A 25,695-nucleotide genomic window follows, 5' to 3' on the forward strand; every position below is an offset into this window, starting at 1 on the left:
CTCTATTGGTATTTTATTAAAAACCAGTGAAATTCAAAATAGGTCTTACAGGTTATTAGTAAGCGTTTTTTATTACAATTTTTCGTAAAAAAAAAGCCCAATCTTAGATTGGACTCTTATAAATTATGATGTTAAATTCTAGTTTAAAAGAAAATCTTCTTTCTTAAAACCATTATTAAATTTTATGTCGCTCATCGTATAAACACCTGTTTCTACAAAACCACCTTTTTTATCTGGCATATAACTTTTACGTACAGTAGATAACAAAAGACCATCAACTTTTTCGTAAGTCAATGTCATTTTTAAAATTGGCTTGTTTACACCCATGGCTGGTAAAGAAAAGAAGAATTGATCTACCAAATGTGTGTTAGGGTTAAAATATAAAATAAAGTCATCGTTCTTCTCCTTTTTGGTAACATCGGCGCTGTAAGTTAAACTTACTTTATCATAATTAATATCTCCTACTTTTTCAGTACCAAGGTATTTGTAGTTAGTGCCTGGATTCTTTAATTTGTACATCATTGCGAACCAATAAATATTTACTTTACGTAAGAACACGGTTCCGCCTATAGCTTTAGGATCAGTAATACTCTTACCATCTAAAGTTAACGCAGGTTTATTATCCACTAAAGATTGAACAGCAGTTCCTTTTTGACCAGGAAGCAAATTAATATCATGTTGCTCGTAAGAACCCCATGATTGTTCCCCATTAAAAATATAACGCTCTATAGACACATCTTTACCTTTAGCAAAATTGTCATATACATAATGATATTGAATATCTTTTTTGGCATCTAAGGCAGTATAACCTCCATTAACCGCTACTAAGGCATCTAATAATTCAGCTGATTTAGTATCTGTGTTTTGTGCATTAACTGTGATAGCAACTACCATTGTCAATAAAAATGACGCTAAGGTGCTTTTAAGTTTTTTATTCATAACTACTTTATTCTGATTTTAAATTCAAGGGTTAGTCTACCTCTATTTTAAAACTTACAAAGACTTGATTTATAAACCCTGACATTACCCCAATAAGCTTGCTTTAAACCTGGAAACCAAAGTTTTAAGTGATTAACCTGCCGGTCAAAACTATTTTTACGTAATTTTGTTAACCAAATGGTTAAACCGTACAGTTAGTAATGAAAAAGGGCAAAGACGAAAATACCGAAGAGCAAATACTTGAAGCAGCAAAGAATGTTTTCCAGACCAAAGGAATGGATGGTGCGCGAATGCAAGAAATAGCCGATAAGGCAGGGATTAACAAAGCTATGCTTCATTATTACTATAGAAGTAAACAACTACTTTTTGAAGCTGTTTTTAAAAATGTCTTTTCTTTATTGGCGCCTCAGTTAAATGCAATTCTAAATGACGATTCTTCTATTGAAGAGAAAGTAAAAAACTTCACTTTTAACTATATATCTTTTATTAATAAGCATCCTTATTTACCCAATTTTATAATTCAAGAATTGAATAGAAATCCGGAGTTTATTCTACAAATGAAGGATAGCAAAGGATTTCCTAACCTCGCTAAATTTAAGGAGCAAGTAGCTAGAGAGGTAGAAAAAGGCAGTATAAAACCTATAAGTGCAGAGCAGTTGTTCATCAATATTCTAGCACTCAATATTTTTCCTTTTGTAGCTAAACCTTTGATTATGGCTTTTTCTAATGTAGATAGTAAGGCATATAACCAACTCATGGAAGACCGTAAAACTGAAGTTGCCGATTTCATTATCAACTCCATAAAGAACACCTAGTATGAAACGTATACTACTATTTCTTGTAATACTAACAGCGTTTCCTGCTATTGCTCAGCAAAGTATTACGCTGGAAGAGTGTTATAATTCTGTGACTCAAAATTACCCTTTGGCAAAACAGTCATCACTCTTGGAAACACAAAATACTTTAGAAGCCGCTGTAATTTCTACTGCAAAACTGCCTCAATTAAGTCTGGATGCGCAAGCTACTTATCAATCTGATGTAATTGAAATTCCTATTGCCAGCGCTAATATTGACCCATTAAATAAAGATCAGTATCGTGCTACGTTTTCGGTAAATCAATTGATTTATAACGGAGGGGCAACGGCCGCTTCATTGGCCATTAAATCTGCTGAATTAAAATCGAAACAAAAACAGGTTGAAGTGAGTCTATATCAATTAAGACAACAGATTAATCAACTCTATTTTTCTATCCTTTTAGCACAGGAAAGCAATCTATTATTAAAATCGAAACAAACACAGTTAGAGGCTAAACTAAAAGAGGTTAGTTCTGGTGTAAAAAACGGTATACTACTACCCTCTTCAGATAAAGTATTGGAAGCTGAATTATTAAAAATAGGCCAACAGTTTAAGGAAATAGAAAGCAATAAAATAACGCTAATAGAAACGCTCTCTAGTTTAATAAAACAGCCTATATATGCTAGCACAGAGTTTAAAAATCCGCTAATAGAAATTCATCTACAGAATGAGTTAATTAGACCTGAACTAGAATTATTTCAATACAAAAAAGATGAAATAGAAAATTCAGAAAATTTGATTTCAAAACAGAATGTACCCAAGATACTAGGCTTTGCTACCGGTGGTTATGGAAACCCCGGATTGAATATGCTAGATAATTCATTTCAGCCTTTTTATACAGCAGGCGTAAAATTACATTGGAATGTTTTTGATTGGAACGCTAATCAAAAACAACGGCAATCATTAGCTATCAATAAAGATATTGTAGATAATGAAACAGAAGTTTTTAAACTCAACACTACTATTGAGCTTAATAAACAGCAAAGAGAAATAGAGAAAATAGAAGCTATTATAACTTCCGATGAAGCTATAATCAACCTTAGAAAAGAAGTGTTGCAAATGGCAGATTCACAACTAAAAAATGGGGTGATTACATCTTCGGCATATATCACGGAACTTACCAATTTATATGAAGACCAAAACACCTTAGTACGGCATGAGATACAGTTACAACTCGCAAAAGCAAACTACAATGTCATTAAAGGGTAATACATATAGAAAAATGAAAAGGTACAACTATATATTAGGCTTAAGTATTATTGCTACCACCCTCTTTTCCTGTGGTGATTCTAATGGAAAAGCAGACGGTTACGGCAATTTTGAAGCTACTGAAATCACTATTTCAGCAGAAAATAGTGGAAAGCTAATGCAGTTTGATGTTAATGAGGGAGATGTGCTTAAGAAACAGCAATTTATAGGATATATAGATACCATTCCGCTAGCCTTAAAACGAGAACAATCAGAAGTTTCTAAGGCTGTTGTCAGTTCAAAATCTAGAGGTGTACTGTCACAAATTAATGTGTTGAATTCTAAATTGAAAAATGGAAATATCAACAAAGATAGAATTGAGAATTTAATAAAGGATAATGCCGGTACACAGAAACAATTAGATGATATTGAAGGTGAAATAGATGTTTTAAAAAGTCAAATTAGAAGTGTTGAAATACAGAATGCTCCTGTGGTGAACGAATTAAAATCTATTGATGTACAGCTTAGGCAAATAGATGATCAGATTCAAAAAAGTAAAATCATTAACCCTTTAGCGGGAACGGTTTTAACCAAGTATGCAGAACCTAATGAGATTACAACTTTTGGTAAACCGCTTTATAAAATTGCAGATTTAAAAACCATGCAGTTACGCGTGTATATTAGTGAAACTCAATTAGCCAATTTAAAAATTGGTCAGGAAGTCACCGTAAAAATTGATGATGACACTACTATGAAGTCTTATAAAGGGACCATCAGCTGGATTGCCTCCGAAGCTGAATTTACGCCTAAAATTATTCAAACAAAAGAAGAACGCGTTGCTTTGGTTTATGCTCTAAAAATAGATGTTGCCAATGACGGAAGCCTTAAGATTGGTATGCCTGCAGAACTATGGTTAACTCAAGAATAATGAGCATATCCGTTTCTAACATATCAAAATCTTATGACACCGTTAAGGCCTTGCAGGACATTTCTTTTGAGGTGAAATCTGGCGAGCTCTTTGGTCTAATTGGTCCGGATGGCGCTGGTAAAACAAGCTTGTTCCGGATTTTAACCACACTTTTATTGGCTAATGAAGGTACGGCAACCGTTGCTGGCTTTGATGTGGTTAAGGATTATAAAAAGATAAGGAATAGTGTTGGGTACATGCCCGGAAAATTTTCACTTTATCAAGATTTGACCGTAGAGGAAAACCTGACTTTTTTCGCAACTATTTTTGGAACGACTATTCAAAAAAACTACGATTTAATACAAGAGATTTACGTTCAGATTGAGCCGTTTAAAAATCGTAGAGCCGGTAAACTTTCTGGCGGAATGAAACAAAAGCTAGCGCTTTGCTGTGCCCTCATTCACAAACCAAAAGTATTGTTCTTAGATGAACCCACTACTGGTGTTGATCCTGTCTCTAGAAAAGAATTTTGGGAGATGCTTAAAAGATTGCAACAAAAAGGCATTACCATTTTAGTATCAACACCGTATATGGACGAGGCTGCTTTGTGCGATAGAATAGCATTGATACAAGACGGTAAAATTTTACAGATAGACACACCACAAGCCATTGTAAAGCATTACCCAAAACAGATTTACAATGTTAGCGCCACTAATACATATGAGCTTATAAACGCTTTAAAGGTCTATGAGTATAGTCATAGTGTTTACCCTTTTGGTGAATTTGTTCATTACACGGATCAAAGGTCAGATTTTAATCCAACAGAATTAAACGCGTATTTAGAATCTAAAAACCTATCTGATATTGTAATAGAAAAAACAAAGGTTACCATTGAGGACACCTTTATGGAACTGGCAAAATAATGGATAACGATAAAGTCATACAAGTAGAAGGGTTAACCAAAATGTTTGGTGATTTTACGGCGGTAGATGCCATAACTTTTGACGTTAAAAAAGGGGAAATATTTGGTTTTCTAGGAGCCAATGGTGCAGGTAAAACTACAGCAATGAAAATGCTGATAGGTATTTCTATCCCAACGTCTGGAGCAGCCAATGTAGCCGGTTTTGATGTATTCACACAAGCGGAAGATATTAAGAAGAACATTGGCTATATGAGCCAAAAGTTTGCACTATATGATGATTTAACGGTTAAAGAGAACATCACTTTTTTTGGAGGTATTTATGGCTTGTCTAGAAATGTGATAAAGGAAAAGTCAGATGTATTAATTACGGAATTAGGACTCCAAAAAGTAGCCAACCAATTAGTAGCTTCCTTGCCCTTGGGTTGGAAACAAAAACTATCTTTTTCAGTGGCTTTAATCCATGATCCAAAAATTGTCTTTTTAGATGAACCCACAGGAGGTGTTGACCCTATTACGAGACGCCAGTTTTGGGAGATGATCTATAAAGCAGCAAATGAAGGAACCACGGTTTTTGTTACCACACACTATATGGATGAAGCAGAATATTGTGATCGTGTATCTATTATGGTCAATGGAAAAATAGAGGCTTTAGATACTCCCAAAAAGCTTAAAAAACAGTTTAACGCTGCTACTATGAACGACGTATTTCTAAAACTGGCAAGAGGATGAAAAGGTTCATAGGCTTTGTAAAAAAGGAATTCTACCATATTTTTAGGGATAGACGCTCATTGTTTATACTTTTTGGAATGCCTATTGCCCAAATTTTGCTTTTTGGTTTCGCTATTACCAATGAAATCAATAATGTAGATATTGCTGTTTTAGACCATTCAAAAGATGCTACTACAAAGGAAATTATCAATAAAATATCGGCATCAAAATACTTCAGTATTAAGCAGATGATAACCCACGAAGCGGACATCACTTCCGTTTTTGAAAAAGGACAGGTTAAGGCCGTTTTGAATTTTGAAAATAACTTCAGTAAAAATCTGATTAACGACCACAAAGCCACGATACAAATTGTTACGGATGCCACAGATCCCAATACGGCAAATACTATAAGTAATTATGTAAATGCCATTCTACAGCAGTATCAATTAGAATTAAATAAAGGCACCACTACCCCATATCAAATCGTCTCTCAGACGCGTATGGTGTACAATCCTGAGTTAAAAAGCGTCTATATGTTCGTGCCATAAGGTGTAATGACTATTATTCTCATGTTGGTTTCGGCAATGATGACTTCTATTTCTATTACAAAAGAAAAAGAATTGGGTACTATGGAGATACTTTTGGTATCACCAATTAACCCCTTTCAAGTAATTATAGGAAAGGTGGTTCCTTATATTTTTCTATCTGTTATTAACGCTATAGTCATAGTGTTGTTAAGTATTTTTATCTTTCATATGCCAGTGCAAGGCAGCCTATTTCTACTTGGTTTAGAGAGTGTATTATTTATAGTAAGTGCTTTGGCATTGGGAATTTTAATCTCCACTATTTCTAAAACACAACAAACCGCTATGATGATTTCTTTAATGGGACTCATGTTACCGGTAATTCTATTATCCGGCTTTATTTTTCCTATATCCAGTATGCCGGTGCCACTTCAAGTTATCAGTAATATCATTCCAGCAAAATGGTTTATTATCATCATTAAAGGCGTCATGCTCAAAGGTGTAGGCATACAATACATATGGAAAGAAACACTAATTCTTTTAGGAATGACCGTATTCTTTATAGCATTGAGTGTAAAGAAATATAAAATAAGATTGGAGTAATGAAAACCATTCTATATATCATACAAAAAGAGTTTAAGCAAATCTTTAGAAATAAAGGAATGCTACCCATCATTTTTGTTTTGCCGGTTTTACAACTTATCATTCTATCCAACGCGGCTACTTTTGAAGTAAAGAATATCAAATTCGGCTATATTGATAATGACCATACTTCTACTTCTAGAGCTTTAGTTGAAAAATTTAATGCTTCTGATTATTTTAATGTATTGACAGATTTTCCATCGGAAGCAAAGGCAAGCGCAGAAATGTTATTAGGTAATGTAGATGTGGTATTAGACATTCCGCAATATTTTGAACGGGATTTGCAAAAGGAAAAATATAGCAACTTAGGAGTTACCATTAATGCTATTGATGGTGCAGCCGCAGGAGTTGAAAATGTATACATTACCCAGATTGTAAAACGTTTTAATCAACACTTAAAAATTGATTTACTACAAGTTTCTGACAACCAAATACAACCCGTTAATATAGAAACCATACCCTTGTTTTGGTATAATGAAACCCTGAATTATAAAACTTTTATGGTGCCCGGGATATTGGTATTGCTTGTCACCATGATTACGCTGTTCCTTTCTGGAATGAATATCGTACGCGAAAAAGAGATTGGAACTTTAGAGCAAATAAACGTGACCCCCATTAAAAAGAGTCAGTTTATTATTGGGAAACTCTTTCCGTTTTGGGTCATAGGAATGGGATTGTTGACCATAGGGCTATTACTAGCAAAGGTAATATTTCAAGTTCCTATGGTGGGGAGTTTAGCACTCTTGTATTTGTACACCTCCATTTATATTTTAGTGATTTTAGGAATAGGATTGTTTATCTCAAATTTCACGGATACACAGCAACAAGCCATGTTTATTGCTTGGTTTTTTACGGTGATTTTCATTTTAATGAGTGGTTTGTTTACACCAATTGAAAGCATGCCCAAATGGGCCCAAATCGTTACTGAGTTCAACCCTGTAAAATATTTTGTTGAAGTCATGCGCATGGTAATGCTTAAGGGTTCTGGTTTTATAGATATTCTCCCTCACCTACTAAAAACACTGCTTTATGCCTTTGTCATGAACGGATTGGCAGTTTGGAGGTATAAAAAGACAACGTAAACTGATCTTTCATGAATGTTTGATATTAACTCTAAATTGAATCTTATCTATAGATTATAATAATCAATATTCTAAATAAACTATTTAAAATAAGAAGATTTTACTGCTTTTTAACCCTATGAGTTATTCTCCTATTGGTAATAACAATAGGTAAACGTACAGCTAATAGAACTGTGTCCGAGGCCGTAGCAGCACATAAGGGTGTATTTGTATTGGACGCCATTAAACGGTATTGATAGTTGTTTTTATCCATACCTGGCTTTATAACAGTTAATGTGGTGGTTTGTGTTCCGGAATACGCAGCACCGTCCGTGATGGCATTAAATGTGGTTCCGTTGTCTGTACTCAATTCCCATTGATACGTATTTGCATTCTGTACGTTTGCAAAGAATATGGCATCTTGTCCAACTAGTACAATTTCGTTTATTGGTTGCGTTGTATAATTAACTTCTGCAATGACATTTATTGTGTAATTACCTAAGTCTACAGGACATGAATTATCTCCCCATCGAGCCCATAAATCGTATGTTCCCGATGATAGTCCGGTATAGGTAATGCTTCCCATAGCATCTAATATTTGAGACCTATAAGTACTTCCATTATCTAAACTAAACTCTATCCAAGTTTCTTGGGGGTAGTCTCTAAATAGAAATTCTATACTTCCATTATCTAATCCACAACTAGTTTCTATGGTATTCACAGCTGCTGGTGGCGACGGATTTATGGTTACCGTCATCGTATCCGTACTTCTACATCCATTAGGTCGGGTAACGGTTACGGTATAAATAAGACTTACCGGAACCGTAATTTTTGGGCCACTATAAGTAAAAACAGGATTTTCAGATAGCGTATTTTATCTAAATAAGTAGTCTCTACAAAACTGGCATATGAGAATTCCATTCTATAATCCTTATAGCTACTACTGGTTAAACCTGTAGTTCCTAATTGATATAGGTTTTCACCAGGATAAGCCGTAGGTGCTACTTCTTCACCAATTGCAATATCCGCTACTCTTTCAAACCTATTAAAAACAACGCTTTATGCTGTTATTATGAACGCAGTAGCAGTTTAGAGGTATAAAAAAATAGCATAGTTTACACCAAACCTGAAAAAGGATACTTCTGTTCTATTTCTGAAGATTAGAATTAATTCCTATTGGCAAAATAATTCTCATGTATGAAAACTATTGAAACAAAAAAAGCTTCGATATTTCTACCAAAGCTATTCACAATTACCAACTAAACAAAACTCAAATAATTCACTTCTATAAACCCAATGCCGTCATTGCAGGGTCGTCTACCTCAAAGGCATACACACGCCATGGTCTATTTATATCCGTAGTTTGCCATAAGACTTCACCATTTGCATTTACCTCCCATATAGTTCCGGAGCCTTCTGCTATCAATGTATTGCCATTGCTCGTACGCACAGCGCCACCAATGGTTAAGCTATATAAATCCGGATCCGTAAACTCCCATATAACTGCGGGTTCATTATCTTGGCCAGCTACCAATTGATAAGGCGGACTTAATTGATACTCAACAACAGCAGATTGCCCATCGTATATATTATTAGCGAAAACCAACATTTTATCATCATCAAAAAGGTTAGGGTAATGCACTCGGTTCAAGGTTACATCTCCAATATTATCATATGCAAGCGGATTACCGAAACGATATACTAAATCACCTCCTAAACCATAATCTCCACCATCGCTTGTTGCTGCCTCTTCCGTAGTTGTGCTGTGATCTATTACCCAAACTTCACTGTAATAGTTTATGGTTATATACAAAAGGTCATTCGTTTCGTCTAAGGTTAGACCGTTTGCATGTGTAATATCACCATCGTCTTGACTGCTGTTGTAGTTAATATTTATTTTATTAGGATTATCTACTACTACCCCATAATTATCTTTAGTGTTATCATTATCTTGAACTACATGATCTGTAAAATGCCACTCCCAAACAATCTCTTGAGTAAGCGGATTCATTTCAACCACAGCATCCGGATAAATGTCAAAATTTTCCGAAAAGCCCATTTGAATTGCATCATCGGAATCTATTTTTTCCCAAACAAGAAAAATGATATTGCCGTTTGAAAGGTAATTGATATCATGATGGGAAATATAAGTATCACTAGAATAAGTAAACTCCCAATCCGTAGTCTGATCTGCATTGATCTTTATGAATTTACCACCATAACCACCAAAAGTAATTCTGGCATTATTGGTCTGTTGAATAGCCACTAAACTACCATCACTTTGTAATTCCGCATCATCACCCAAAGGGTCAATATCCCATTCAAACAACGTATCACCATCATGGTTGATAATTGAGACCCCGTCATCTGGATCAATTGCCATTATATACGTATTGGTATCAATACCACTACTGTCTTCCGTAGTGTCCGTTTCATCTTCCGTAATGCTGGTGGTATCTACATCATCACTGCTACAAGAGGATACAAGTAGAAACAGAATCAATAACGAGGCATAGCCGAATTTACTTTTTAATTTCTTCATTTTAATCGAATTTTAGGGGTGTTATTCTTATGAAGCACAACCAGACCGTGCCTTACATTTGTTTCATTAGAACATAAAACTAGCATAGAGTTTAAGACTAAAACTGACTTTTCAGCCAATGGTGAGCATCACTCTGTATATGAACCGTTTTAAACTGCGAATAAAATCGGGTGTATATTGAAACTTAATTTATAGTAAGAAACCTAGGTGAAAAAGCTTAGAATACAAGGATTTAAAAAATCGATATCTTTGGGAAACGCATTTGAATAAATACACCAACGCAATGGCAACCGAACCTTATATTATCATTAACGGTCACAAGCATGTACGCTACCAAGAAAATGTACTCTCCCAAAAAGAACTGCTAAAACAAAGTCAGGCACTTTATTCCCATTTGAACAAAAGACGATCGGTTCGGGAATATGCGGATACCCCTGTACCTAAGGAAGTTATAGAGACTTTGATAAAAACAGCTTCAACAGCTCCTTCTGGTGCCCATAAACAACCTTGGACGTTCTGTGCGGTATCTAACCCTGCCCTTAAAACCAAGATTAAGGAAGCTGCCGAAGCTGAAGAAAAGGAAAGCTACGAAAGCCGAATGAGCGACCGATGGAAGAAAGACTTGCAACCGATGGGTACGAATATGTACAAACCTTTTTTAGAGATTGCTCCTTGGTTGATCATTGTTTTTAAAAAAGTGCATGACCTTGGTGATGAAGGTGAAAAACTGAATAATTACTACGTAAATGAATCTGTGGGTATTGCCTGCGGCATGCTTATCACCGCTATTCATAATGCAGGTTTAGTTACGTTGACCCATACCCCAAGCCCTATGAATTTCTTGGCGAAGCTATTAAACCGCCCCAGTAATGAACGTGCTTTTTTATTATTGCCCGTAGGCTATCCAAAATCGCCGACCTACGTGCCGGATATCGAAAGAAAACCTTTGAAAGATATTTCTAAATTCTACGAGTAATAAAGTAAGCTGTAAAAACGACTAATATCCTTTTTTTAACTTGGTAGATTTAAGATATTCCTAGTTTCTAAATCCCCTTTCCTGAATACCCGGAAAACTTAGCAACCCTTGCAATACTTGCTATGTTAAAGTAAATTTTGATACATTGTAATTTCTAAATTGGTTACGGTTTTATTATTAGTAACTTGCCCTATTTTTTTGATTAGAACAGAAATATGTAAGATAATACAACTCATAAATCACTGTTAATTACTACTTAACAATATCACAATTAGCATTTGTTTTATTCTTCGCCTTATATATTTACGACTTAAAATCAAGAAATGATAAAACATCTACCCTTATTTCTTTTTTTAGGTTGTACCCATTTACAGGCCCAAAAGAAAGAACCATCAGAATTACCAGAATCTTTTTTAGACCGTACAGAATTCAAAGCAAGTTATTTTGGCAACCTCCTATGGAACAACGGAATTAACGTTGGTACCGAATACTTGTGGAAAGAGAATTCAAAGGTCAAAGAACGCAAAAGTGGCAACAAGACCATCACACATCAATTTTTACTGAATGGTAATTTGGGTGTTACCACCAATTTCTTCAACAACACAAATACGGGCCTCTTTACGAACTACGGACTTACGTGGCGCAGAACAAATCATAAAGGAAAACAGATTAGTGTGGAGTTCAACCCTTTGGGCTATTACCGCTCATTTTTACCAGAAACGTACGAAGTTAACGGAGATGATGTTGATAAAGTTTTCTTAGCAGGCAGAGGGTATTACTCACCTTCACTCTCCATTGGTTTTGGAAAACAACGAAAAGGCAAAAAGCTCACAGGCCGTTATTTTAATGTAAACTTTTCTGTACGTACAGACTATAACGCAGGTTCTTTACCGGTGGTTTCTTTGGAATATGGATATCGTTTTAATTTTAAAAAGAAAAAATAATGCTAAGAACTACTCTAACCCGTAAAACGCCACTTCTTCTAGTAGTTGCATTGTTTAGTCTTTTCTCTTGTTCTTCTGATGATGCGATAGATAATTTAAGTGAAACCTTTTTTGTGCGTCATGAAAATGCGGATATGCCCGCTTATGTTCATGGTAATGCTACAGAAAAAATATTCCTAATTGTGTTAAACGGTGGCCAGGAGGTTTTGGATTAACCTATAGAACTAAAACTTTTATAGATACTATTGAAAAAGAATATGCCGTGGTATATTTTGACCAAAGGGGGTCCGGAGTTTCCCAAGGCAAATATTCAGAAAAAGAGGTTACTGTAGATCTTATGGCCGGAGATGTCATTGCATTGGCTAAGGTCATTAAAGAAAAATATGGTGACGACTCTAGAATAGTTTTAATGGGACACAGTTGGGGAGGCACCTTAGGGGCCGCTACCCTATTGAAAGGTCAAGAGGAGTTCAATGGTTGGATCGATGTAGATGGGGTCCACGACCCTAAAGGAATGTACTTAGAGTATATTACCAACCATGCAAAAATAGCAAATGAACAAATAGCTTTAGGTAATAGTCTTGACTACTGGGAAACAGTGTTGCACTTAGTTGATAGCGTTTCACCTACTTATAACGAAGAGAATTTTTTTGATTTAAATAGTGAAGCCTTTACAGCAGAGGAACAACTGGCTGAAGATGATATAATAAATGAGGAAAATTGGGAAGATGAAATTGGCGTTAATTACAACGTGCTCATGGCGTTATGGAACTCTGGTCAGATTCTAAAAATTCTTACGAACAACGGACTTTGGGAAGATATATCCTTTACCGATCGACTTTCTGAAATTACAATTCCATCTCTAATTATTACGGGGCAGCATGATTTAATAGTTCCTACTAAATTTGCTCAAGAAGCGTTTGACAATATTGGATCAGAAGACAAAGAGTTACTAATTTTTGAACGATCAGGACATAGTCCTATGGCCAGTGAAAAGGAACTGTTCGCAGCGGAAATCCTAGAGTTTATTGGTAAAATAAAGTAGTTGACTTAAGATTTTATATAAAAACAAAAGGAACATCAACCACGTTGACATTCCTTTTAGTATTCTTCTATTTTAATTCTTAGACTTACCTATTTAGGGGTAGCGCCAAAAGTATTAAATGGTTGTTCAGTGCTAGAACTTTCCGTTATCGTTTTTCCATTCTGACTTTGGAGGAATAGGAGCAATTACATCCCAATGTTCTACGATAAGTCCGTTTTCAATTCTAAACAAATCATAATAGGCTGTGTGCTCCCCTTTACCAAATTTACCTTCGCTCATTGTTAGCACAAAATTTCCTTGTCCTAGTACTTTATGAAGCTTGGTATACTCCATTACCAATCCATTTTCGGCAAAATATTTCATTGCGTCTCCAAAACCAGCAAGACCATCTGCAACTGCAGGATTGTGTTGCACGTAGGTTTCAGGATTAATATAACTGGCAACCTTGTCCATTTCATGGTTCAGCAATACCTTTTCAATAAAATCTTGTGCTATTTTTTTATTGGCTTCGGTCTTATCTAAATGAGTAAGTGCGGTAGCACCATCAAATTGTGTTCTTCCACTTGGGTTAGGTTTTTGAACTTCTAATAGATTATCCCAATGTTCAACAATCAACCCATCTTCAAATCTAAAAACATCAAAACCAGCTTTTGGCCCAAAAAAATCATATTCCGTATGGGTAAATACATAATCACCATCTTGAAAAGCACGTACTACATTCGCTTTAAAACCTCCTTCAGGCGCATGTTGCATTACTTCTCCAAATCCTTTTAAACCATCTGCAACGCCTAAATTATGCTGAATGTATTTGTTTGGATTAATGTAAGAAAGCGGTGTTTGATCACCTGTATTAAAACTATTCAACAAAGCAACTACCTTATCTTTATTACTTAACTCAACGTTTTTTAAAGACGTTAACGCTTGGTAACGCATCATATCTATAGTTGATTGATCCATCATTCCCATGAAATCTTTAGCTATAGGATTGTTCATGAAATCATTGATTACGGCATCGGAGTTTTCTTTTGTATCCCAGTACGCCACTACAACTTGCTCTCCAGCTTCATTGGCCCCGGTAATACGCTGTAAAAAACCTTTTTGTTTATCACTGAATCCTGTTCCAACTTTTTTATTCACTTTATCAAAGGCAGCTGCGTTAGTGCCTTCTTTGGTTTTAAAAGTCATTACCTCTGTAAACGTGCTCTTACTTGCTGTAAACTTATCGGTAATTGTAAAACGAGACATTTTCATGGTAGAACCTTCAATCATATTCGCATAGGTTGCTACTGAGGCATCTGCCATAAATTTATCCATAGAGGCTTTGGCATCCGCAAGGGTTTTCCAATACACCACCACAACATATCTACCTTGTTCATCCACACCACTTTGACGTCTAATGTACCCAGGCTGTTTGCTTGTAAAGGTTTCTTCTATTTGGGCATCTAGCGTATTGAATTCCAATTCGCTCGCCGTAGTTTTCAGATTAAAACTGGTTACTTCCAATACTGTTTCAACCTTTTTAGGGGCGGTATTGCCACTTGCAATTACCACAGTAAAAAAACTTAGTACTGCTAATTTAATATTCATAATATGTGTTTTTAATATCGTTATTTAGAATAATGCTTTAGGTTTTAAAATTGGATTAAAACCAATCTGCTCCAGGATCACCAGGAAAAAACGACTCAGGAAGTGAAAAGAAAAGTCCGCCGTCCTTATAGTTTGGATATAACAATTGAAGCTCATCTACTACCTCTTGCGCTGTAGTTGCAGTTTCACCATTTGTTAGCGTTTCCGTTCCTTTAATCAAACCCTGTGCTTTTTGTAGGTATTCAATGTTTTCGTCAATTGCAGTGCCTACTTCTGTACGTGACCCGTTGTGCCCTACAAATAAATGGTCATAGTCAGAGAAGTTGGTTTTTAAAACATTTAGACCAGCTACCCAGTTATCTATTTCATCTTCACCGTCCTTTGGCGTATACTCTCTTAAATACAAGTGAGAAAGATTATAAACAAGATCTCCAGAAAAAAGCGTTTTTAAAGATTCAATAGTAACATATCCGTTTTCACCGGTTTCTGCATTAGATACTTTATCAAAGGTAAAATCCAGACCGGCTATAGATTCTGAACCACTTACGCCAATTACCTCATTAGCATATAGATTGGTAAAATCCTCCGTGTTGTTCAATTGCTCGGCAACAGTGCTTTCTGCATAAAAAGGAAGTTCTGTAAAATTACCTGCACCACCATAATGATCACCGTGATTGTGGGTAATAATAACAGCCCCCGGTTTGTTAATGACATCTACGTAGGCCTTTATTTCATCTCCAAAATCAGGTGAAGGACCTAAGTCAATTAGAACAACATTTTCCGCTGTTTCTACAATGGTAACGGTATATGGCGCCGTACCAAAATCAATTGTGTGGTATCTTACCGTATTTTCTGTAATTACATTTACGGAACCAGAAGTTAAAAGGCTGCTTGCAGGTGCTGTACCAAAATCTACCACTTCTGTTTCTACTGGTGTAGAATCATCATCATCGCTACAGGCTAAGAATATCGCGGCTGTAAATAAGGCCAATGCCAAAACTTTAAATTTAGAATACTTCATCATTTTATTTTTTTTTAATGTTCAACACTGCAAAATTATCGTGAGAGCGCAGTATTTAGATTATCAAAATGATGCAAAGAATGATAAAAGTGTAACCGTTTTATAATTACTCCCTAAACTTGAGAGGTGTAGTTTGGGTGTTTTTTTTGAAGAATTTGGTCATATTAGCAGGTTCGTCAAAACCTGTTTTGTAACTAATTTCTTTTACGGATAATGAAGTAGTCACCAAATAGCGTTTAATTTCTACTACCACAAAATCATCTATAAAAGCTTTTACCGTCTTGCCAGTAGTACTTTTAACAATGTCATTCAACAGTTTGTACGAGATAAGTAATTCAGCCGAATAATCTCTAGAACTTCTGGTTTTTATGTAGTTAATAGCAAGACTATTTCTAAATTCATTAAAAATTTCTAACCACTTTGTTTTAACACCACTAATGGCGTGTTGTTGTTTTACCCGTTCTGCCTTCAATAGAATGATATCTATATACGCACGAAGTATATCTGCTTTTGCAAAGTTACTGGGCAGGGTATATTCAAAATAAAGCTTTTCAACTAGGTCTATGAATTCATCCTTACCCATTTCCTCTTCGTGAATTACGGGATTCTCTAAATGGTAATTGTATAACCTATTTAGATTGTGGTTTTGAGACATGAAGTAGTTTTGTTCTAAAAACTGACTATTCAAAATAATACAATACCCTTTTACATTCTTGAAGTTTTCCGTAAAGTGCTGTACTTGATTTTTGGCAACGAATAAAACACTCCCTTTTTTTAGTTCATAGAATTTAAAATCTACATAATGGGAATAAAAATTTTCAGTTACGACCAGGATAAAGTAAAACTGAATTTTATGCACTTCAAACGGATTGTGCTCCGTGGTCTTGGTTAACTTTATAAAAGTTTCCGCAATGGTCATCACTTCAATATCCGATTCACTATCTGCCTTATAGTCTATTTTAGGTAATGCTACGGTCATCTAGTAAATGTAAAAAAATATAAGGCATGCGCCGAAAAAAGACATAGTTAAAAAAACGTTCCCGCGAATAAGCAACAAACGCCTCGTGAAACTACCGTAAGTAAATATAAATAAAAACTAAAGCCATAGAAACCCCAATTAAAGGTAATTCTATGGCTTTTTTAATTACTTAATTCCGGATGTTTTTAAAACAACTCATCTTCATCATCTCCCTCTGGTAATTCCAAAGCTTTAACGGATTGTATCGCGTTTCCTGCAATCCCCTTTATGGAACCATACATATCAATTGTATTGGTTACCACCTTTTCAATTTGTTTTTCGCGCTGCTTCCAGATGCGTTGCATGGAGCGTTTCTCGCTCTCCAAATCTGTTTTCATCTGTGTGAAGCCCTCTACTATGGCTTCTACTTGCATTCTAAAAGTATTACCTGTTAGAAAGGTGTACAGCATATCCATTTTGTCTCCTTTGTTTTCTTGGGAACTAATGGCCGTATCCAGTTTAACAATAGTTTCCCTCAAAACGGCGCAAAGGCCTTTAAACTCATCGTAATTACATATCCATATCCCATCTCTCAATCCCATTCTGTCCATGCCTGACGGCATAACCTCAGTAACCAAAACACCAATATTGGCGCCTCTATCGCGAATATCGGCTTTAAATTTCTCTATCCAAGTGGGTTGAAAATCTTTGGTACGTTTACTTTCATAATAGATGGACCCGCAATTTTGGGCAGCACGGGTATTCACAATCTGAATACAATCTCCGCCTCTAGCGCCTTTTTTTATTTCCTCAATGGAATCTAACGGAAATTGAGCCGCCAACCATTCTTCAATGGCCAGTTCTTGAACTTCACCTTGCAACTGCATAGAACCCTGCTCCTGCTTACGTTTCATTTCCTCGGTAAGCTTCTTTTGGTCTTCTAATTGCTTTTGCATTTCTTTAAAACGCAGCTCATTTTTATCCTCTTCAGACTTTTTGATCTTCTCCTTTTCTGTAATAAGAATCTCGTTCAATTTCTTTTGAGATTCTGCTTCTGCAATTTCTTTTAGCTCAGACTTCTCGCGTTTCAGTTTTTCAATTTCAGCCTTGGTTCTATTGAGCTCTTTATTTGCTCAGACTTCTCATTCAATTCTTTTTGTAAAGCATCAAACTGTTCAGATTGTTCTTCTTTTAATTTGAGTTTAAGTTTGGACTCTATTTCTTTCTTACCCTCTTTCAACTGATTTTCTAGGCGTTCTTGAAAAAGCTCGTTTTCTTGTTTCTTCTTCTCTAGAAACTCCGCTTTTTCACGCTTTAATTTTTCTTGCTCAAATTCATAGCGTTTTTTTTCTACCGCTATTTGAGACTGGTATTTTTGTTTGATTTCTTCTTCAAGTTGATGCGCCAAAATATCTTGGACATCTATTGATGTGCCACAGTTTGGGCATTTTATTTGAGTATCTTCTTTCATAATTTTCTTTTTAATTCCTGTACATCTTCACAGGAACTTGTCTCTAATAAAATTTCAATCATACTAATGAGTAAAGCTCGGAATTAATCAGCATTTGCTTCAAAATTAATTCATCAGTATTTGGGCTTTCAATCCCTTTATTTTACAAAATACACTACTATTCTCCAATTTCCCAATCAACCCACCTATCCATTCCATCTTGATACCATCTATCACCTGAAATAAACAACAAATCATTGTTTCTTTCGACTTCAAATTCAACAGGTTGGTTATAGATTTTTCCGGATTTCCAAGCATCAAAACACTGCAGGAGCAAGTCTACTTGGGCATCTTTGGTCAAATCCATATCTAACGCATACAGTTCTTTTATAAGCGGTACGGCTTCCGTAGACAGCTTATCATCAAAATGAATAAGTGGCGATAATCGTATAATGCTTTCGTTCAAATCTTTGCCTGTGGTGGCTTTAAAAAACATCATGGCCATATAATTGGCGGTATCTGGCGGTTGGTATAAAATGGTCTTGGCTTGGTTAAAAACGGTTTCCATAAAGAAGCTTACCTGAGGTTTGAATTTATGAAAAGCCCATTTCTTTCTTCGGTGTTGCTGGGTGTCCAGCTTCCAGTTCCAAAACGTCTCTTTACTATCCGAAGACATTAACGAGTTACTGGAACCAAGGGAAACAATTTGTATGTCCTTTAGGTCTACTTTTAATTTATAGGCCTCAATAATACCCGCAAGAATAGGATTGTTGAAACCACCAAGGGCGCCATCCCAAAGTTCAAAAAATACACCACTCTCTTGTGCTTTAAACCGAGCGGGGAAATCAAAATACTGCACAGGAGCATTTGAAGAACCGTTAATGGCCTGCGTAAGCCGAACGGAATCATATCGCGATGGTGTTAACGCATAGGATTTAAAAAACTTAGCACGGTTGTTTAACGCATCATAGGTGCAGACCACAATTTTTAGGGACTCTTTACCAATGATTTTTGGCAGTTCGTTCATCTGTACCTTATCTACTTCTGGAAACAGATATTCAAAAGCTTCCATTTTCTTTGTAGCGCTATATTTTGGTCCAAATCCAATACCGAAAAACCGTAAATAATCTACCGGAAAAAAGCGGTCCCAAAAGGCATTCTTATGAAAAATACGTTCTCGGTTTTCTTTATCCTTAAACAAGGTAATGGCCTTATCTATCGTATAATTTTCGGCCAAGGCAGCCAAAACAATACTTCCGCCGGAATTGGCAATGACCAGATCAAACTTACGGAGTACCTCATGACCGTTCATATTCCCGTAGCGGTCCCGTAAAGTGAGTAGTTGTATAATGGCCCAACTGCCGCCGCCATCTAAGGATAAGATTTTATACATTTTGGTCTGTACGTGGTTTGGAGTGACTAAATATATTAAAATATACTAAAATATCTATTACAGCAAAGTGTAATCGAATTCAGAAACTTTGTTATAAACCGGGTTTCTATGGATTACCCAACTCCTACTCCGTTTTAGAATAGATTCCGCCTACGGGAAAACAATGCGGCGGACGACGCTCAAAACCTAAAAAACCAATATCTTCGCGCGCTGTATGTGGATGTATCTTGGGCTTCTGGCCGCTTTATTCTTAGGGTTTCATAACCTGCTTAAAAAACATGCCGTTCAGGGCAATGAAGTCTTTCCGGTGCTTTTGGGCACCATTTCTTCGGGCTTTTTGCTGTTGCTGCCTTTTTATGTGGGCTCCGCTTGGTATCCGGAGTATATGAAAAGTCTAAACTTCTACGTTACGAATATCCCGTGGCAAACGCATGGGTACATTGCTATAAAGTCCGCCATCATGGCGGCTTCCTTATTGTTGGCGTATCAGGCGCTAAAACATTTGCCCATTACAATAGTTACGCCCATACGGTCCGCAGGTCCGTTTTTTACATTTATAGGCGCTATTACCATTTACCAAGAAAAGCCCAACGGGCTGCAATGGGTGGGGTTCTTTCTGATTATATTTTCGGTATTGCTCTATTCTAGAATCGGTAAAAAGGAAGGCATCCATTTTAAAAGCAACAAATGGATATTCGCCATTATAGGTGCTACCTTTTTAGGGGCTTCCAGCGGATTGTACGATAAATTCCTCATTCAGAGTCTCACGTTGAACCCGCAGACCCTACAATTCTGGTTTTGCTTCTACACCGTTCTTATTCTACTCGTTATTTTAAGCATCACCTGGTTTCCGAACGCAGAAAAGCGAAAAGCCTTTACGTGGCGGTGGTCCATTCCGCTTGTCGGCATCCTTTTGCAAATAGCGGACTACTTTTACTTTAAGGCCCTGCAAGACCCAGATGCGTTGATTATGTTGCTGTCTGCCATTAAACGCAGCCAGATACTCATTGCCGTAGTTGTTGGCGGACTCATCTTTAAAGAACAGAACAAACGCAAGAAACTAGTGCCGCTAGCGGGTATTATGATTGGGGTGTTTTTGATTTTGTATTCGTAGGGGTTGACTGAGAGGCACTATACCACTACTTAAAAAATAGTTTAACCATTATCTAGTACAAATAAACTTTACGATTCTTACCTCTAAACCCTTTCATTATTCTATAATTACAGCTGCCATTTTCATAGTATTCAATTTTATGTTCGGCCATAAGTTGTGCAATTAGGCTCATTGTTACTTCTTCTTCAAATCCTAGTGTTTCCCCAAGGTCTATTTCATTTAAATGACCTTTATTTTCACTTAGTGCCACGTAATATCTTTCTTTATTTTTCATATTATTATTTCTTAACCGCTATCATCATATGCGGACTAAAGGTTAAAAGGTTATTATCGTTTTCTGTAATTCTAGCAAGTTCCATCAAGGTATTTTTCTTTTTCTCGTTCGCCATACTACCAAAAAAATCTTTATCAAGCCAAATCATACCTTCAACGGCATAGGTGTTAATATAAGTGCACCCTTGTTCTACAAATTCCGCTTTTAGCTCGTTTGGTTTGTGGTAATAAGCTTCTGCAAGTAACCAAGGAAAATCAACAGGCGGATTATGTACCCCTGACTTTAATTCTTCTTTGCACATACCAAAGAAACTAGGCTTATGAATTAGTCCATTCAAAAGACCCACCAAAGTTGTAGCCGAATAATTAATGGCAAAGCCTAAAATAACACCGTCTTTTTTCAAAACTCTTAAAGCTTCACGAATGGCCGCTTCCCTGTCCTTCTTTTCTTGAAGATGATAAAGAGGTCCGTGCAAAATTAGTACATCTGCAAAATTGTCCGGTAAACTCAATTTTCTAGCTTCTCCCAAATGAACGGAGAACTTATTTTTTAGTTTACGAGCTCTATTTTCTGCTAATGTTACGTGCTTGTTTACCGGCTCAATTAAATGCACAGTGTGCCCTTTTTTTGCCAGCCATTCCGAATATTTTCCGGTACCACCACCTACATCTATGATGGTAGATTTGGGACTTTCTATATACTTGTTAATCAATGACTTTATTCGTTCAAATTCAAACATCCCCATCCCTTTTTCCAGTCTGGTTTCTTCGGATACGTTAGTATAAAAAATCTCTATATCTCTGCTTATTAACTGTTTACTATACATTTTATTACATGCTTATTTAAGCATGTCCTCCGATATTTATTGAAGGGACATGCCAAATCAATTGGCTCAAAACCAGTTGATTTTTGAATTAAAATTGTATGATTAAAAATCTGAAATAAAATATTCGCACATTGAAAATTGGACGCTTCAATGCATCACTCTTATGGAGCGTAGTCTTTGATTCAGACTCGAACTTATATGTAGTATTAGTATAACAGATTTCAAAGATATTAATTTTAATAATATCAGTTGAAGAAGTTAGGATTTATACCTCTTGCAAATAGCGGATTACTTTTACTTTAAAGCGTTGCAAGACCCGCATAAACAAAAAAACCGCCCAGAAGGCGGTTTTTAGTATCTATAAAATGGGTTGTACTACCCTATTCGAAATCACAATCTTTACCTAAGCTTTCAAACTTAGCCAACTCCTCTATTAAGCCGTTGTTTACTTTTCCAAAAACTTCGTAAGCAATTTTACCTAAAGGTAAATGTACTGGAGCTTCTTCTAGCTGTGCTAGTTTGTAAATAGCATCTGCTGCTTTTTCTGGGTTACCATAGGTTGGTTTCCACTTAAACCTTGCAAACCTCTAATACGCTCACCTACCGTACTTTCGTAATCTTCGATTTTTGTATTATCGTAAGCTGCTGAACTTCCTGCCCACTCTGTTCTGAACGGTCCAGGCTCTACATTGGTTACTTTAATGTTTAGCGGCTTTAATTCTGCTGCCAAAGCTTCACCAATACCTTCTAAAGCAAATTTAGAACCGTTATAGATTCCTAATCCTTGAGAACCAATACGTCCTGCAATAGAAGTTATGTTTATGATATGACCAGAACGTTGCTTACGCATGTGTGGCAATATCTCTCTTATTGTAGTTAAAACGCCAAAAACGTTTACTTCAAATTGTCTTCTAACTTCTTCATCAGAAATCTCTTCTATACTTCCCATAATACCATAACCGGCATTATTAACAACTACATCTATCTTTCCGAACTTGTCATAAATGGTTTTAATACCATCAATGATCATTTGCGAAGAAGCAACATCTATAAGTACTCCAAAAGAATTTCCTGGGTTTTCATTGTTAAACGCCTCTACTTGGGCTTGTTTTCTAAAAGTACCTACCACAATTTGTCCTTGTGATAATACCTCTTTAGCTAACTGCTTACCTAATCCTGATGATACACCAGTGATAAACCATACTTTTTTTTCTGTACTCATTTTTATTTTATTGAAATCGTGTAAAAGAACTGAACTATTTTTTTGCTAAATTACTAAAAGATTTGCTGGTATTATAGTCCTTTGGAGATGTTAAGTCTATTTATAATAATAGCTTTGGTTTTTTTGATTGTTTTCTGAAATTAAAACTGTGCCTAACCCTGTGTATTGCAAATAGGGTTCGTTAGGTTTAACCCGAAGGTAATTGTCTACTTGAAAAACCGCTAAGTCCTGTACTTTACTGAGTGAAGTGAGGAATTAGAACAGCAAAAAGTAACTTTTGCAATTAGTTACCACTCATTCTTTACTTTCCCCGATCGTTGTCAGTATATTTGCCTTTTCAAAAGAGTTAGATTTAGAACTGCAATTCATTACATAAAAGGTATGCCATTTAAAAAATTACACCCACACTTACTTGATTGTTTAGAGCGTCTTGAGATAGATACGCCTACGCCATTTCAGAAAAGTAGTATTCCCGTCATAAAAAGTGGTGCTAATGCTTTTTGTTTTGCTGAAAAAGGAAGCGGAAAAACAATGGCCTTAATTCTAACCACTTTGCAGAAACTTAAATGTGAAGAAGTTGGAGATGCGCCTAGAGCAGTGGTAATGGTGGAAAACAAGGAAAAAGCCTTAGAATTAGAAGAAGCCTTTCTGGAATATACTAAATATACTTCTTTACGGGTTTACGCCAGTTACGAACAACTGCATATAGATGTTCAGAAATCTGAAATATACATGGGAATAGATATTCTGATAACTACCCCTAAAACGCTTAACAACCTGTTTTTGACCAATGGTGTAAGTATCTCCGAGCTAAAAATAATCAGTGTAGATGATGCGGAATTTCTAATGAACAAAAAAGAAACTACATTCTTGATTGCTATAGGTGCCAGCATTAAAAAATGCCAGTATGTTATTTATTCTACAAAAACACATCCGCAATTGAAACGCCTAGAAGAGCATTTCATGGAGCATTCTAGAACCATTAAAGCTTAATCGTGAAGCTTTTGTTTACCAAGAAATAGGGAAGTAATCTTTTAGGAATTTACCACACCAGTGTTTTCCGGTATTGATACCGTCAAACAAGGGGTCCACTACTCTAGCGGCACCATCAACAATATCTAATGGTGGCTGAAAATCGTGCACTTCTTGTTTCTTTTTGGCCAATTCGGCAGGATCTTCATCCGTTACCCAGCCTGTATCTACCGCATTCATAAAAATACCATATTTAGCAAGGTCGCCAGAAGCAGTATGCGTAAGCATATTCAAGGCCGCTTTTGCCATATTGGTATGAGGATGACGGGATTCTTTAAAGAACCTATGGAATTTACCTTCCATTGCCGTTACATTTATGATATGTTTTTGGCCCGTATTTTCCTTTTTCATGAGTTCTGATAGTCGGTTGTACAACACAAAAGGCGCAACGGAATTTACCAGCTGTACTTCTACCATTTCTGTGGTTTCAATAGCACCTAGTTTCAGTCTCCAGCTATTGGTTTTACGTAAATCTACTTGTTGTAAATCGGCATCCAATTCGCTTTCTGGGAAAACTTCTTGAGTAACCAGACTGGCATCAAAACTATATGGAATCTGAGATAACTTAGCAGAAGACCGTAACCCGATACCTTGGTTCCGGGCCATGCCAAGAAACCGGCATATTTTTATTGGATGAAGCAGCAGTTGTTAAGGTCGTCAACTCGTCTAAACACGCCATATGGTCCGCCAATACGCCTCTTGCATATTCTGGTAAAGACTCAAAAGGTCTTTCTTCATTCTGCATTAAATGCGCATAGAAACCTGCAGGACGGCGAACCGTTTGTGCAGCGTTATTGATAAGAATATCTAGCTTCTCATAATTCTGCTCAATGTAGTTACAGAAAATCTCTACACTAGGAATGTGTCTTAAATCTAACCCGTGTATTTTAAGTCGGTGTCCCCATTCTGTGAAATCTTCCTCTTTAGAAAAACGTAAAGCAGAATCTACAGGGAAACGTGTGGTAGCAATAACGGTTGCACCACCGCGTAATAACATAAGGGATATATGATATCCGATTTTTAAACGAGAGCCAGTAATAATAGCTACTTGTCCTTTTACATCGGCTGTTTGGAAACGTTTGGCGTAATTGAGGTCACCACATTCCGTACACATGGTATCGTAAAAATGGTGTAGCTTGGTGAACTTGGTTTTACAGACATAGCAATCGCGAGGCGATTCTAATTCGCCAGTATCTTTGGCAGCCAAATCTGCCGCAGCCAATAATTTAGGCGCTACAAATACAGAAGCTTCACGAGCATAACGAATACCAGTTTCGTTACGGGCGCTTTTGTCTTTTGCTGCCTGCTTACGTTTTGCTGCTTTTTTAGCATCCTTTTTTCTTCGGGAGAATTCTTCCCTACTAGGTCTTGATAGTTGACCGGATACCTTTATTAATGCAGTTCTCTGCTCTTTGGGAATTTCAAATATCTGGTTGGTATCACCAACCAATCGCTCTAGAACAGCAATTGTTTTTTTTACTTCCTCTAAAGTTATTTCTTGAGAATTATCCAATTCTTCACTCTTCATTCCTCCAATTTTTATCAGTCATATTGCCTGTTGAAAC

The 25,695-nt window shown here is 36.3% G+C and carries 24 protein-coding genes and 2 pseudogenes; 13 read left to right on the forward strand and 13 right to left on the reverse strand.

Translation table 11 applies throughout. The features are described from left to right. Positions 1 to 138: 138 nt before the first annotated feature. The gene (locus Q5W13_RS20440; RefSeq protein WP_304444293.1) at positions 139 to 939 is read right to left on the reverse strand and encodes a DUF6503 family protein; all 801 of its coding nucleotides are present in this window, start codon (positions 937 to 939) and stop codon (positions 139 to 141) included. A gap of 200 nt (positions 940 to 1,139) precedes the next feature. On the opposite strand from Q5W13_RS20440, the gene Q5W13_RS20445 reads away from it, so the two are divergent. The 7 genes and pseudogenes from Q5W13_RS20445 to Q5W13_RS20475 all read left to right on the forward strand — a co-directional run bounded on the left by Q5W13_RS20445 (position 1,140) and on the right by Q5W13_RS20475 (position 7,767). Then, positions 1,140 to 1,754, forward strand: a complete 615-nt coding sequence (locus Q5W13_RS20445) for a TetR/AcrR family transcriptional regulator (RefSeq protein WP_304444294.1) — start codon at positions 1,140 to 1,142, stop codon at positions 1,752 to 1,754. A 1-nt stretch (position 1,755) separates the two neighbouring features. Continuing rightward, entirely contained in the window at positions 1,756 to 3,003 is a 1,248-nt protein-coding gene (locus Q5W13_RS20450) for a TolC family protein (RefSeq protein WP_304444295.1), read from the forward strand. Positions 3,004 to 3,016: 13 nt separating this feature from the next. After that, the gene (locus tag Q5W13_RS20455) at positions 3,017 to 3,910 is read left to right on the forward strand and encodes an HlyD family secretion protein (protein ID WP_304444296.1); all 894 of its coding nucleotides are present in this window, start codon (positions 3,017 to 3,019) and stop codon (positions 3,908 to 3,910) included. Then, the gene (locus tag Q5W13_RS20460; RefSeq protein WP_304444297.1) at positions 3,910 to 4,812 is read left to right on the forward strand and encodes an ABC transporter ATP-binding protein; all 903 of its coding nucleotides are present in this window, start codon (positions 3,910 to 3,912) and stop codon (positions 4,810 to 4,812) included. Before Q5W13_RS20455 ends, Q5W13_RS20460 begins: the two co-directional genes overlap by 1 nt. Next, entirely contained in the window at positions 4,812 to 5,540 is a 729-nt protein-coding gene (locus tag Q5W13_RS20465; protein WP_304444298.1) for an ABC transporter ATP-binding protein, read from the forward strand. The genes Q5W13_RS20460 and Q5W13_RS20465 overlap by 1 nt, the downstream gene beginning before the upstream one ends. Further along, positions 5,537 to 6,646 (forward strand): annotated as a pseudogene (locus Q5W13_RS20470) (ABC transporter permease). The gene Q5W13_RS20465 and the pseudogene Q5W13_RS20470 overlap by 4 nt, the downstream one beginning before the upstream one ends. Next, positions 6,646 to 7,767, forward strand: coding sequence for an ABC transporter permease (locus Q5W13_RS20475; RefSeq protein ID WP_304444299.1), 1,122 nt, complete (start codon positions 6,646 to 6,648; stop codon positions 7,765 to 7,767). The pseudogene Q5W13_RS20470 and the gene Q5W13_RS20475 overlap by 1 nt, the downstream one beginning before the upstream one ends. A 100-nt stretch (positions 7,768 to 7,867) precedes the next feature. Here Q5W13_RS20475 and Q5W13_RS20480 read toward each other — a convergent pair whose 3' ends face one another. Together Q5W13_RS20480 and Q5W13_RS20485 are read right to left on the reverse strand one after the other, a co-directional pair. After that, on the reverse strand, positions 7,868 to 8,503 hold the full coding sequence (locus Q5W13_RS20480; RefSeq protein WP_304444300.1) for a hypothetical protein: 636 nt from the start codon (positions 8,501 to 8,503) through the stop codon (positions 7,868 to 7,870). 528 nt (positions 8,504 to 9,031) lie between these two features. Continuing rightward, positions 9,032 to 10,288 (reverse strand): aryl-sulfate sulfotransferase, encoded by a 1,257-nt coding sequence (locus Q5W13_RS20485; RefSeq protein WP_304444301.1) that lies wholly within the window; start codon positions 10,286 to 10,288, stop codon positions 9,032 to 9,034. Between the two features lie 283 nt (positions 10,289 to 10,571). Here Q5W13_RS20485 and Q5W13_RS20490 point away from each other — a divergent pair, with 283 nt between their 5' ends. The 4 genes from Q5W13_RS20490 to Q5W13_RS20505 all read left to right on the forward strand — a co-directional run bounded on the left by Q5W13_RS20490 (position 10,572) and on the right by Q5W13_RS20505 (position 13,253). Then, positions 10,572 to 11,264, forward strand: coding sequence for a nitroreductase family protein (locus tag Q5W13_RS20490; protein WP_304444302.1), 693 nt, complete (start codon positions 10,572 to 10,574; stop codon positions 11,262 to 11,264). A 323-nt stretch (positions 11,265 to 11,587) separates the two neighbouring features. Further along, on the forward strand, positions 11,588 to 12,208 hold the full coding sequence (locus Q5W13_RS20495) for a hypothetical protein (protein ID WP_194534938.1): 621 nt from the start codon (positions 11,588 to 11,590) through the stop codon (positions 12,206 to 12,208). Further along, the gene (locus tag Q5W13_RS20500) at positions 12,208 to 12,423 is read left to right on the forward strand and encodes a hypothetical protein (RefSeq protein ID WP_304444303.1); all 216 of its coding nucleotides are present in this window, start codon (positions 12,208 to 12,210) and stop codon (positions 12,421 to 12,423) included. Before Q5W13_RS20495 ends, Q5W13_RS20500 begins: the two co-directional genes overlap by 1 nt. A 29-nt stretch (positions 12,424 to 12,452) precedes the next feature. Continuing rightward, a complete protein-coding gene (locus tag Q5W13_RS20505; protein WP_304446556.1) occupies positions 12,453 to 13,253 on the forward strand; it encodes an alpha/beta fold hydrolase in 801 nt (266 codons plus the stop codon). Positions 13,254 to 13,385: 132 nt separating this feature from the next. Here the strand turns inward: Q5W13_RS20505 and Q5W13_RS20510 are convergent, their stop codons facing one another. The 6 genes from Q5W13_RS20510 to Q5W13_RS20530 all read right to left on the reverse strand — a co-directional run bounded on the left by Q5W13_RS20510 (position 13,386) and on the right by Q5W13_RS20530 (position 19,662). Further along, positions 13,386 to 14,840 carry a nuclear transport factor 2 family protein gene (locus Q5W13_RS20510; protein ID WP_304444304.1) on the reverse strand — a complete coding sequence of 485 codons (1,455 nt, stop codon included), beginning with the start codon at positions 14,838 to 14,840 and terminating at the stop codon, positions 13,386 to 13,388. A gap of 55 nt (positions 14,841 to 14,895) precedes the next feature. Beyond that, complete coding sequence (locus Q5W13_RS20515) at positions 14,896 to 15,864, reverse strand: MBL fold metallo-hydrolase (RefSeq protein ID WP_304444305.1); 969 nt, start codon at positions 15,862 to 15,864, stop codon at positions 14,896 to 14,898. A 103-nt stretch (positions 15,865 to 15,967) separates the two neighbouring features. Then, entirely contained in the window at positions 15,968 to 16,840 is an 873-nt protein-coding gene (locus Q5W13_RS20520; RefSeq protein ID WP_304444306.1) for a helix-turn-helix domain-containing protein, read from the reverse strand. A gap of 185 nt (positions 16,841 to 17,025) precedes the next feature. Then, a complete protein-coding gene (locus Q5W13_RS20525) occupies positions 17,026 to 17,853 on the reverse strand; it encodes a DUF2130 domain-containing protein (RefSeq protein ID WP_368662331.1) in 828 nt (275 codons plus the stop codon). A 53-nt stretch (positions 17,854 to 17,906) separates the two neighbouring features. Beyond that, positions 17,907 to 18,290 carry a hypothetical protein gene (locus tag Q5W13_RS25420; protein WP_368662332.1) on the reverse strand — a complete coding sequence of 128 codons (384 nt, stop codon included), beginning with the start codon at positions 18,288 to 18,290 and terminating at the stop codon, positions 17,907 to 17,909. A 157-nt stretch (positions 18,291 to 18,447) separates the two neighbouring features. Then, positions 18,448 to 19,662, reverse strand: a complete 1,215-nt coding sequence (locus Q5W13_RS20530; RefSeq protein ID WP_304444307.1) for a patatin-like phospholipase family protein — start codon at positions 19,660 to 19,662, stop codon at positions 18,448 to 18,450. Between the two features lie 214 nt (positions 19,663 to 19,876). Between Q5W13_RS20530 and Q5W13_RS20535 the strand changes: the two genes are divergently transcribed. After that, on the forward strand, positions 19,877 to 20,776 hold the full coding sequence (locus Q5W13_RS20535; RefSeq protein ID WP_304444308.1) for an EamA family transporter: 900 nt from the start codon (positions 19,877 to 19,879) through the stop codon (positions 20,774 to 20,776). Between the two features lie 52 nt (positions 20,777 to 20,828). On the opposite strand, the gene Q5W13_RS20540 is transcribed toward Q5W13_RS20535, so the two are convergent. The 3 genes from Q5W13_RS20540 to Q5W13_RS20550 all read right to left on the reverse strand — a co-directional run bounded on the left by Q5W13_RS20540 (position 20,829) and on the right by Q5W13_RS20550 (position 23,098). Continuing rightward, positions 20,829 to 21,050 carry a hypothetical protein gene (locus Q5W13_RS20540; protein WP_194550180.1) on the reverse strand — a complete coding sequence of 74 codons (222 nt, stop codon included), beginning with the start codon at positions 21,048 to 21,050 and terminating at the stop codon, positions 20,829 to 20,831. A 4-nt stretch (positions 21,051 to 21,054) separates the two neighbouring features. Next, the gene (locus Q5W13_RS20545; protein WP_304444309.1) at positions 21,055 to 21,876 is read right to left on the reverse strand and encodes a class I SAM-dependent methyltransferase; all 822 of its coding nucleotides are present in this window, start codon (positions 21,874 to 21,876) and stop codon (positions 21,055 to 21,057) included. A gap of 514 nt (positions 21,877 to 22,390) precedes the next feature. Beyond that, complete coding sequence (locus tag Q5W13_RS20550; RefSeq protein WP_304444310.1) at positions 22,391 to 23,098, reverse strand: SDR family NAD(P)-dependent oxidoreductase; 708 nt, start codon at positions 23,096 to 23,098, stop codon at positions 22,391 to 22,393. Between the two features lie 381 nt (positions 23,099 to 23,479). Here Q5W13_RS20550 and Q5W13_RS20555 point away from each other — a divergent pair, with 381 nt between their 5' ends. After that, the gene (locus Q5W13_RS20555) at positions 23,480 to 24,091 is read left to right on the forward strand and encodes a DEAD/DEAH box helicase (RefSeq protein ID WP_304444311.1); all 612 of its coding nucleotides are present in this window, start codon (positions 23,480 to 23,482) and stop codon (positions 24,089 to 24,091) included. A gap of 15 nt (positions 24,092 to 24,106) precedes the next feature. Here Q5W13_RS20555 and Q5W13_RS20560 read toward each other — a convergent pair. Next, a pseudogene (locus Q5W13_RS20560) lies at positions 24,107 to 25,658 on the reverse strand (SDR family oxidoreductase). Positions 25,659 to 25,695 lie beyond the last annotated feature (37 nt).

The sequence above is a fragment of the Zobellia laminariae genome (genome assembly GCF_030553095.1).
GTDB classification, from domain to species: domain Bacteria; phylum Bacteroidota; class Bacteroidia; order Flavobacteriales; family Flavobacteriaceae; genus Zobellia; species Zobellia laminariae.

What these genes read in the sequence shown, in the direction of transcription:
- Q5W13_RS20540 (WP_194550180.1), bottom strand. Translation starts at nt 21,050, where the DNA reads ATGAAAAATAAAGAAAGATATTACGTGGCACTAAGTGAAAATAAAGGT.
- Q5W13_RS20535 (WP_304444308.1), top strand. Translation starts at nt 19,877, where the DNA reads ATGTGGATGTATCTTGGGCTTCTGGCCGCTTTATTCTTAGGGTTTCAT.
- Q5W13_RS20440 (WP_304444293.1), bottom strand. Translation starts at nt 939, where the DNA reads ATGAATAAAAAACTTAAAAGCACCTTAGCGTCATTTTTATTGACAATG.
- Q5W13_RS20530 (WP_304444307.1), bottom strand. Translation starts at nt 19,662, where the DNA reads ATGTATAAAATCTTATCCTTAGATGGCGGCGGCAGTTGGGCCATTATA.
- Q5W13_RS20490 (WP_304444302.1), top strand. Translation starts at nt 10,572, where the DNA reads ATGGCAACCGAACCTTATATTATCATTAACGGTCACAAGCATGTACGC.
- Q5W13_RS20480 (WP_304444300.1), bottom strand. Translation starts at nt 8,503, where the DNA reads ATGACGGTAACCATAAATCCGTCGCCACCAGCAGCTGTGAATACCATA.
- Q5W13_RS20485 (WP_304444301.1), bottom strand. Translation starts at nt 10,288, where the DNA reads ATGAAGAAATTAAAAAGTAAATTCGGCTATGCCTCGTTATTGATTCTG.
- Q5W13_RS20460 (WP_304444297.1), top strand. Translation starts at nt 3,910, where the DNA reads ATGAGCATATCCGTTTCTAACATATCAAAATCTTATGACACCGTTAAG.
- Q5W13_RS20555 (WP_304444311.1), top strand. Translation starts at nt 23,480, where the DNA reads ATGCCATTTAAAAAATTACACCCACACTTACTTGATTGTTTAGAGCGT.
- Q5W13_RS25420 (WP_368662332.1), bottom strand. Translation starts at nt 18,290, where the DNA reads ATGAAAGAAGATACTCAAATAAAATGCCCAAACTGTGGCACATCAATA.
- Q5W13_RS20445 (WP_304444294.1), top strand. Translation starts at nt 1,140, where the DNA reads ATGAAAAAGGGCAAAGACGAAAATACCGAAGAGCAAATACTTGAAGCA.
- Q5W13_RS20510 (WP_304444304.1), bottom strand. Translation starts at nt 14,840, where the DNA reads ATGAATATTAAATTAGCAGTACTAAGTTTTTTTACTGTGGTAATTGCA.
- Q5W13_RS20520 (WP_304444306.1), bottom strand. Translation starts at nt 16,840, where the DNA reads ATGACCGTAGCATTACCTAAAATAGACTATAAGGCAGATAGTGAATCG.
- Q5W13_RS20455 (WP_304444296.1), top strand. Translation starts at nt 3,017, where the DNA reads ATGAAAAGGTACAACTATATATTAGGCTTAAGTATTATTGCTACCACC.
- Q5W13_RS20465 (WP_304444298.1), top strand. Translation starts at nt 4,812, where the DNA reads ATGGATAACGATAAAGTCATACAAGTAGAAGGGTTAACCAAAATGTTT.
- Q5W13_RS20475 (WP_304444299.1), top strand. Translation starts at nt 6,646, where the DNA reads ATGAAAACCATTCTATATATCATACAAAAAGAGTTTAAGCAAATCTTT.
- Q5W13_RS20495 (WP_194534938.1), top strand. Translation starts at nt 11,588, where the DNA reads ATGATAAAACATCTACCCTTATTTCTTTTTTTAGGTTGTACCCATTTA.
- Q5W13_RS20515 (WP_304444305.1), bottom strand. Translation starts at nt 15,864, where the DNA reads ATGATGAAGTATTCTAAATTTAAAGTTTTGGCATTGGCCTTATTTACA.
- Q5W13_RS20500 (WP_304444303.1), top strand. Translation starts at nt 12,208, where the DNA reads ATGCTAAGAACTACTCTAACCCGTAAAACGCCACTTCTTCTAGTAGTT.
- Q5W13_RS20545 (WP_304444309.1), bottom strand. Translation starts at nt 21,876, where the DNA reads ATGTATAGTAAACAGTTAATAAGCAGAGATATAGAGATTTTTTATACT.
- Q5W13_RS20550 (WP_304444310.1), bottom strand. Translation starts at nt 23,098, where the DNA reads ATGAGTACAGAAAAAAAAGTATGGTTTATCACTGGTGTATCATCAGGA.
- Q5W13_RS20450 (WP_304444295.1), top strand. Translation starts at nt 1,756, where the DNA reads ATGAAACGTATACTACTATTTCTTGTAATACTAACAGCGTTTCCTGCT.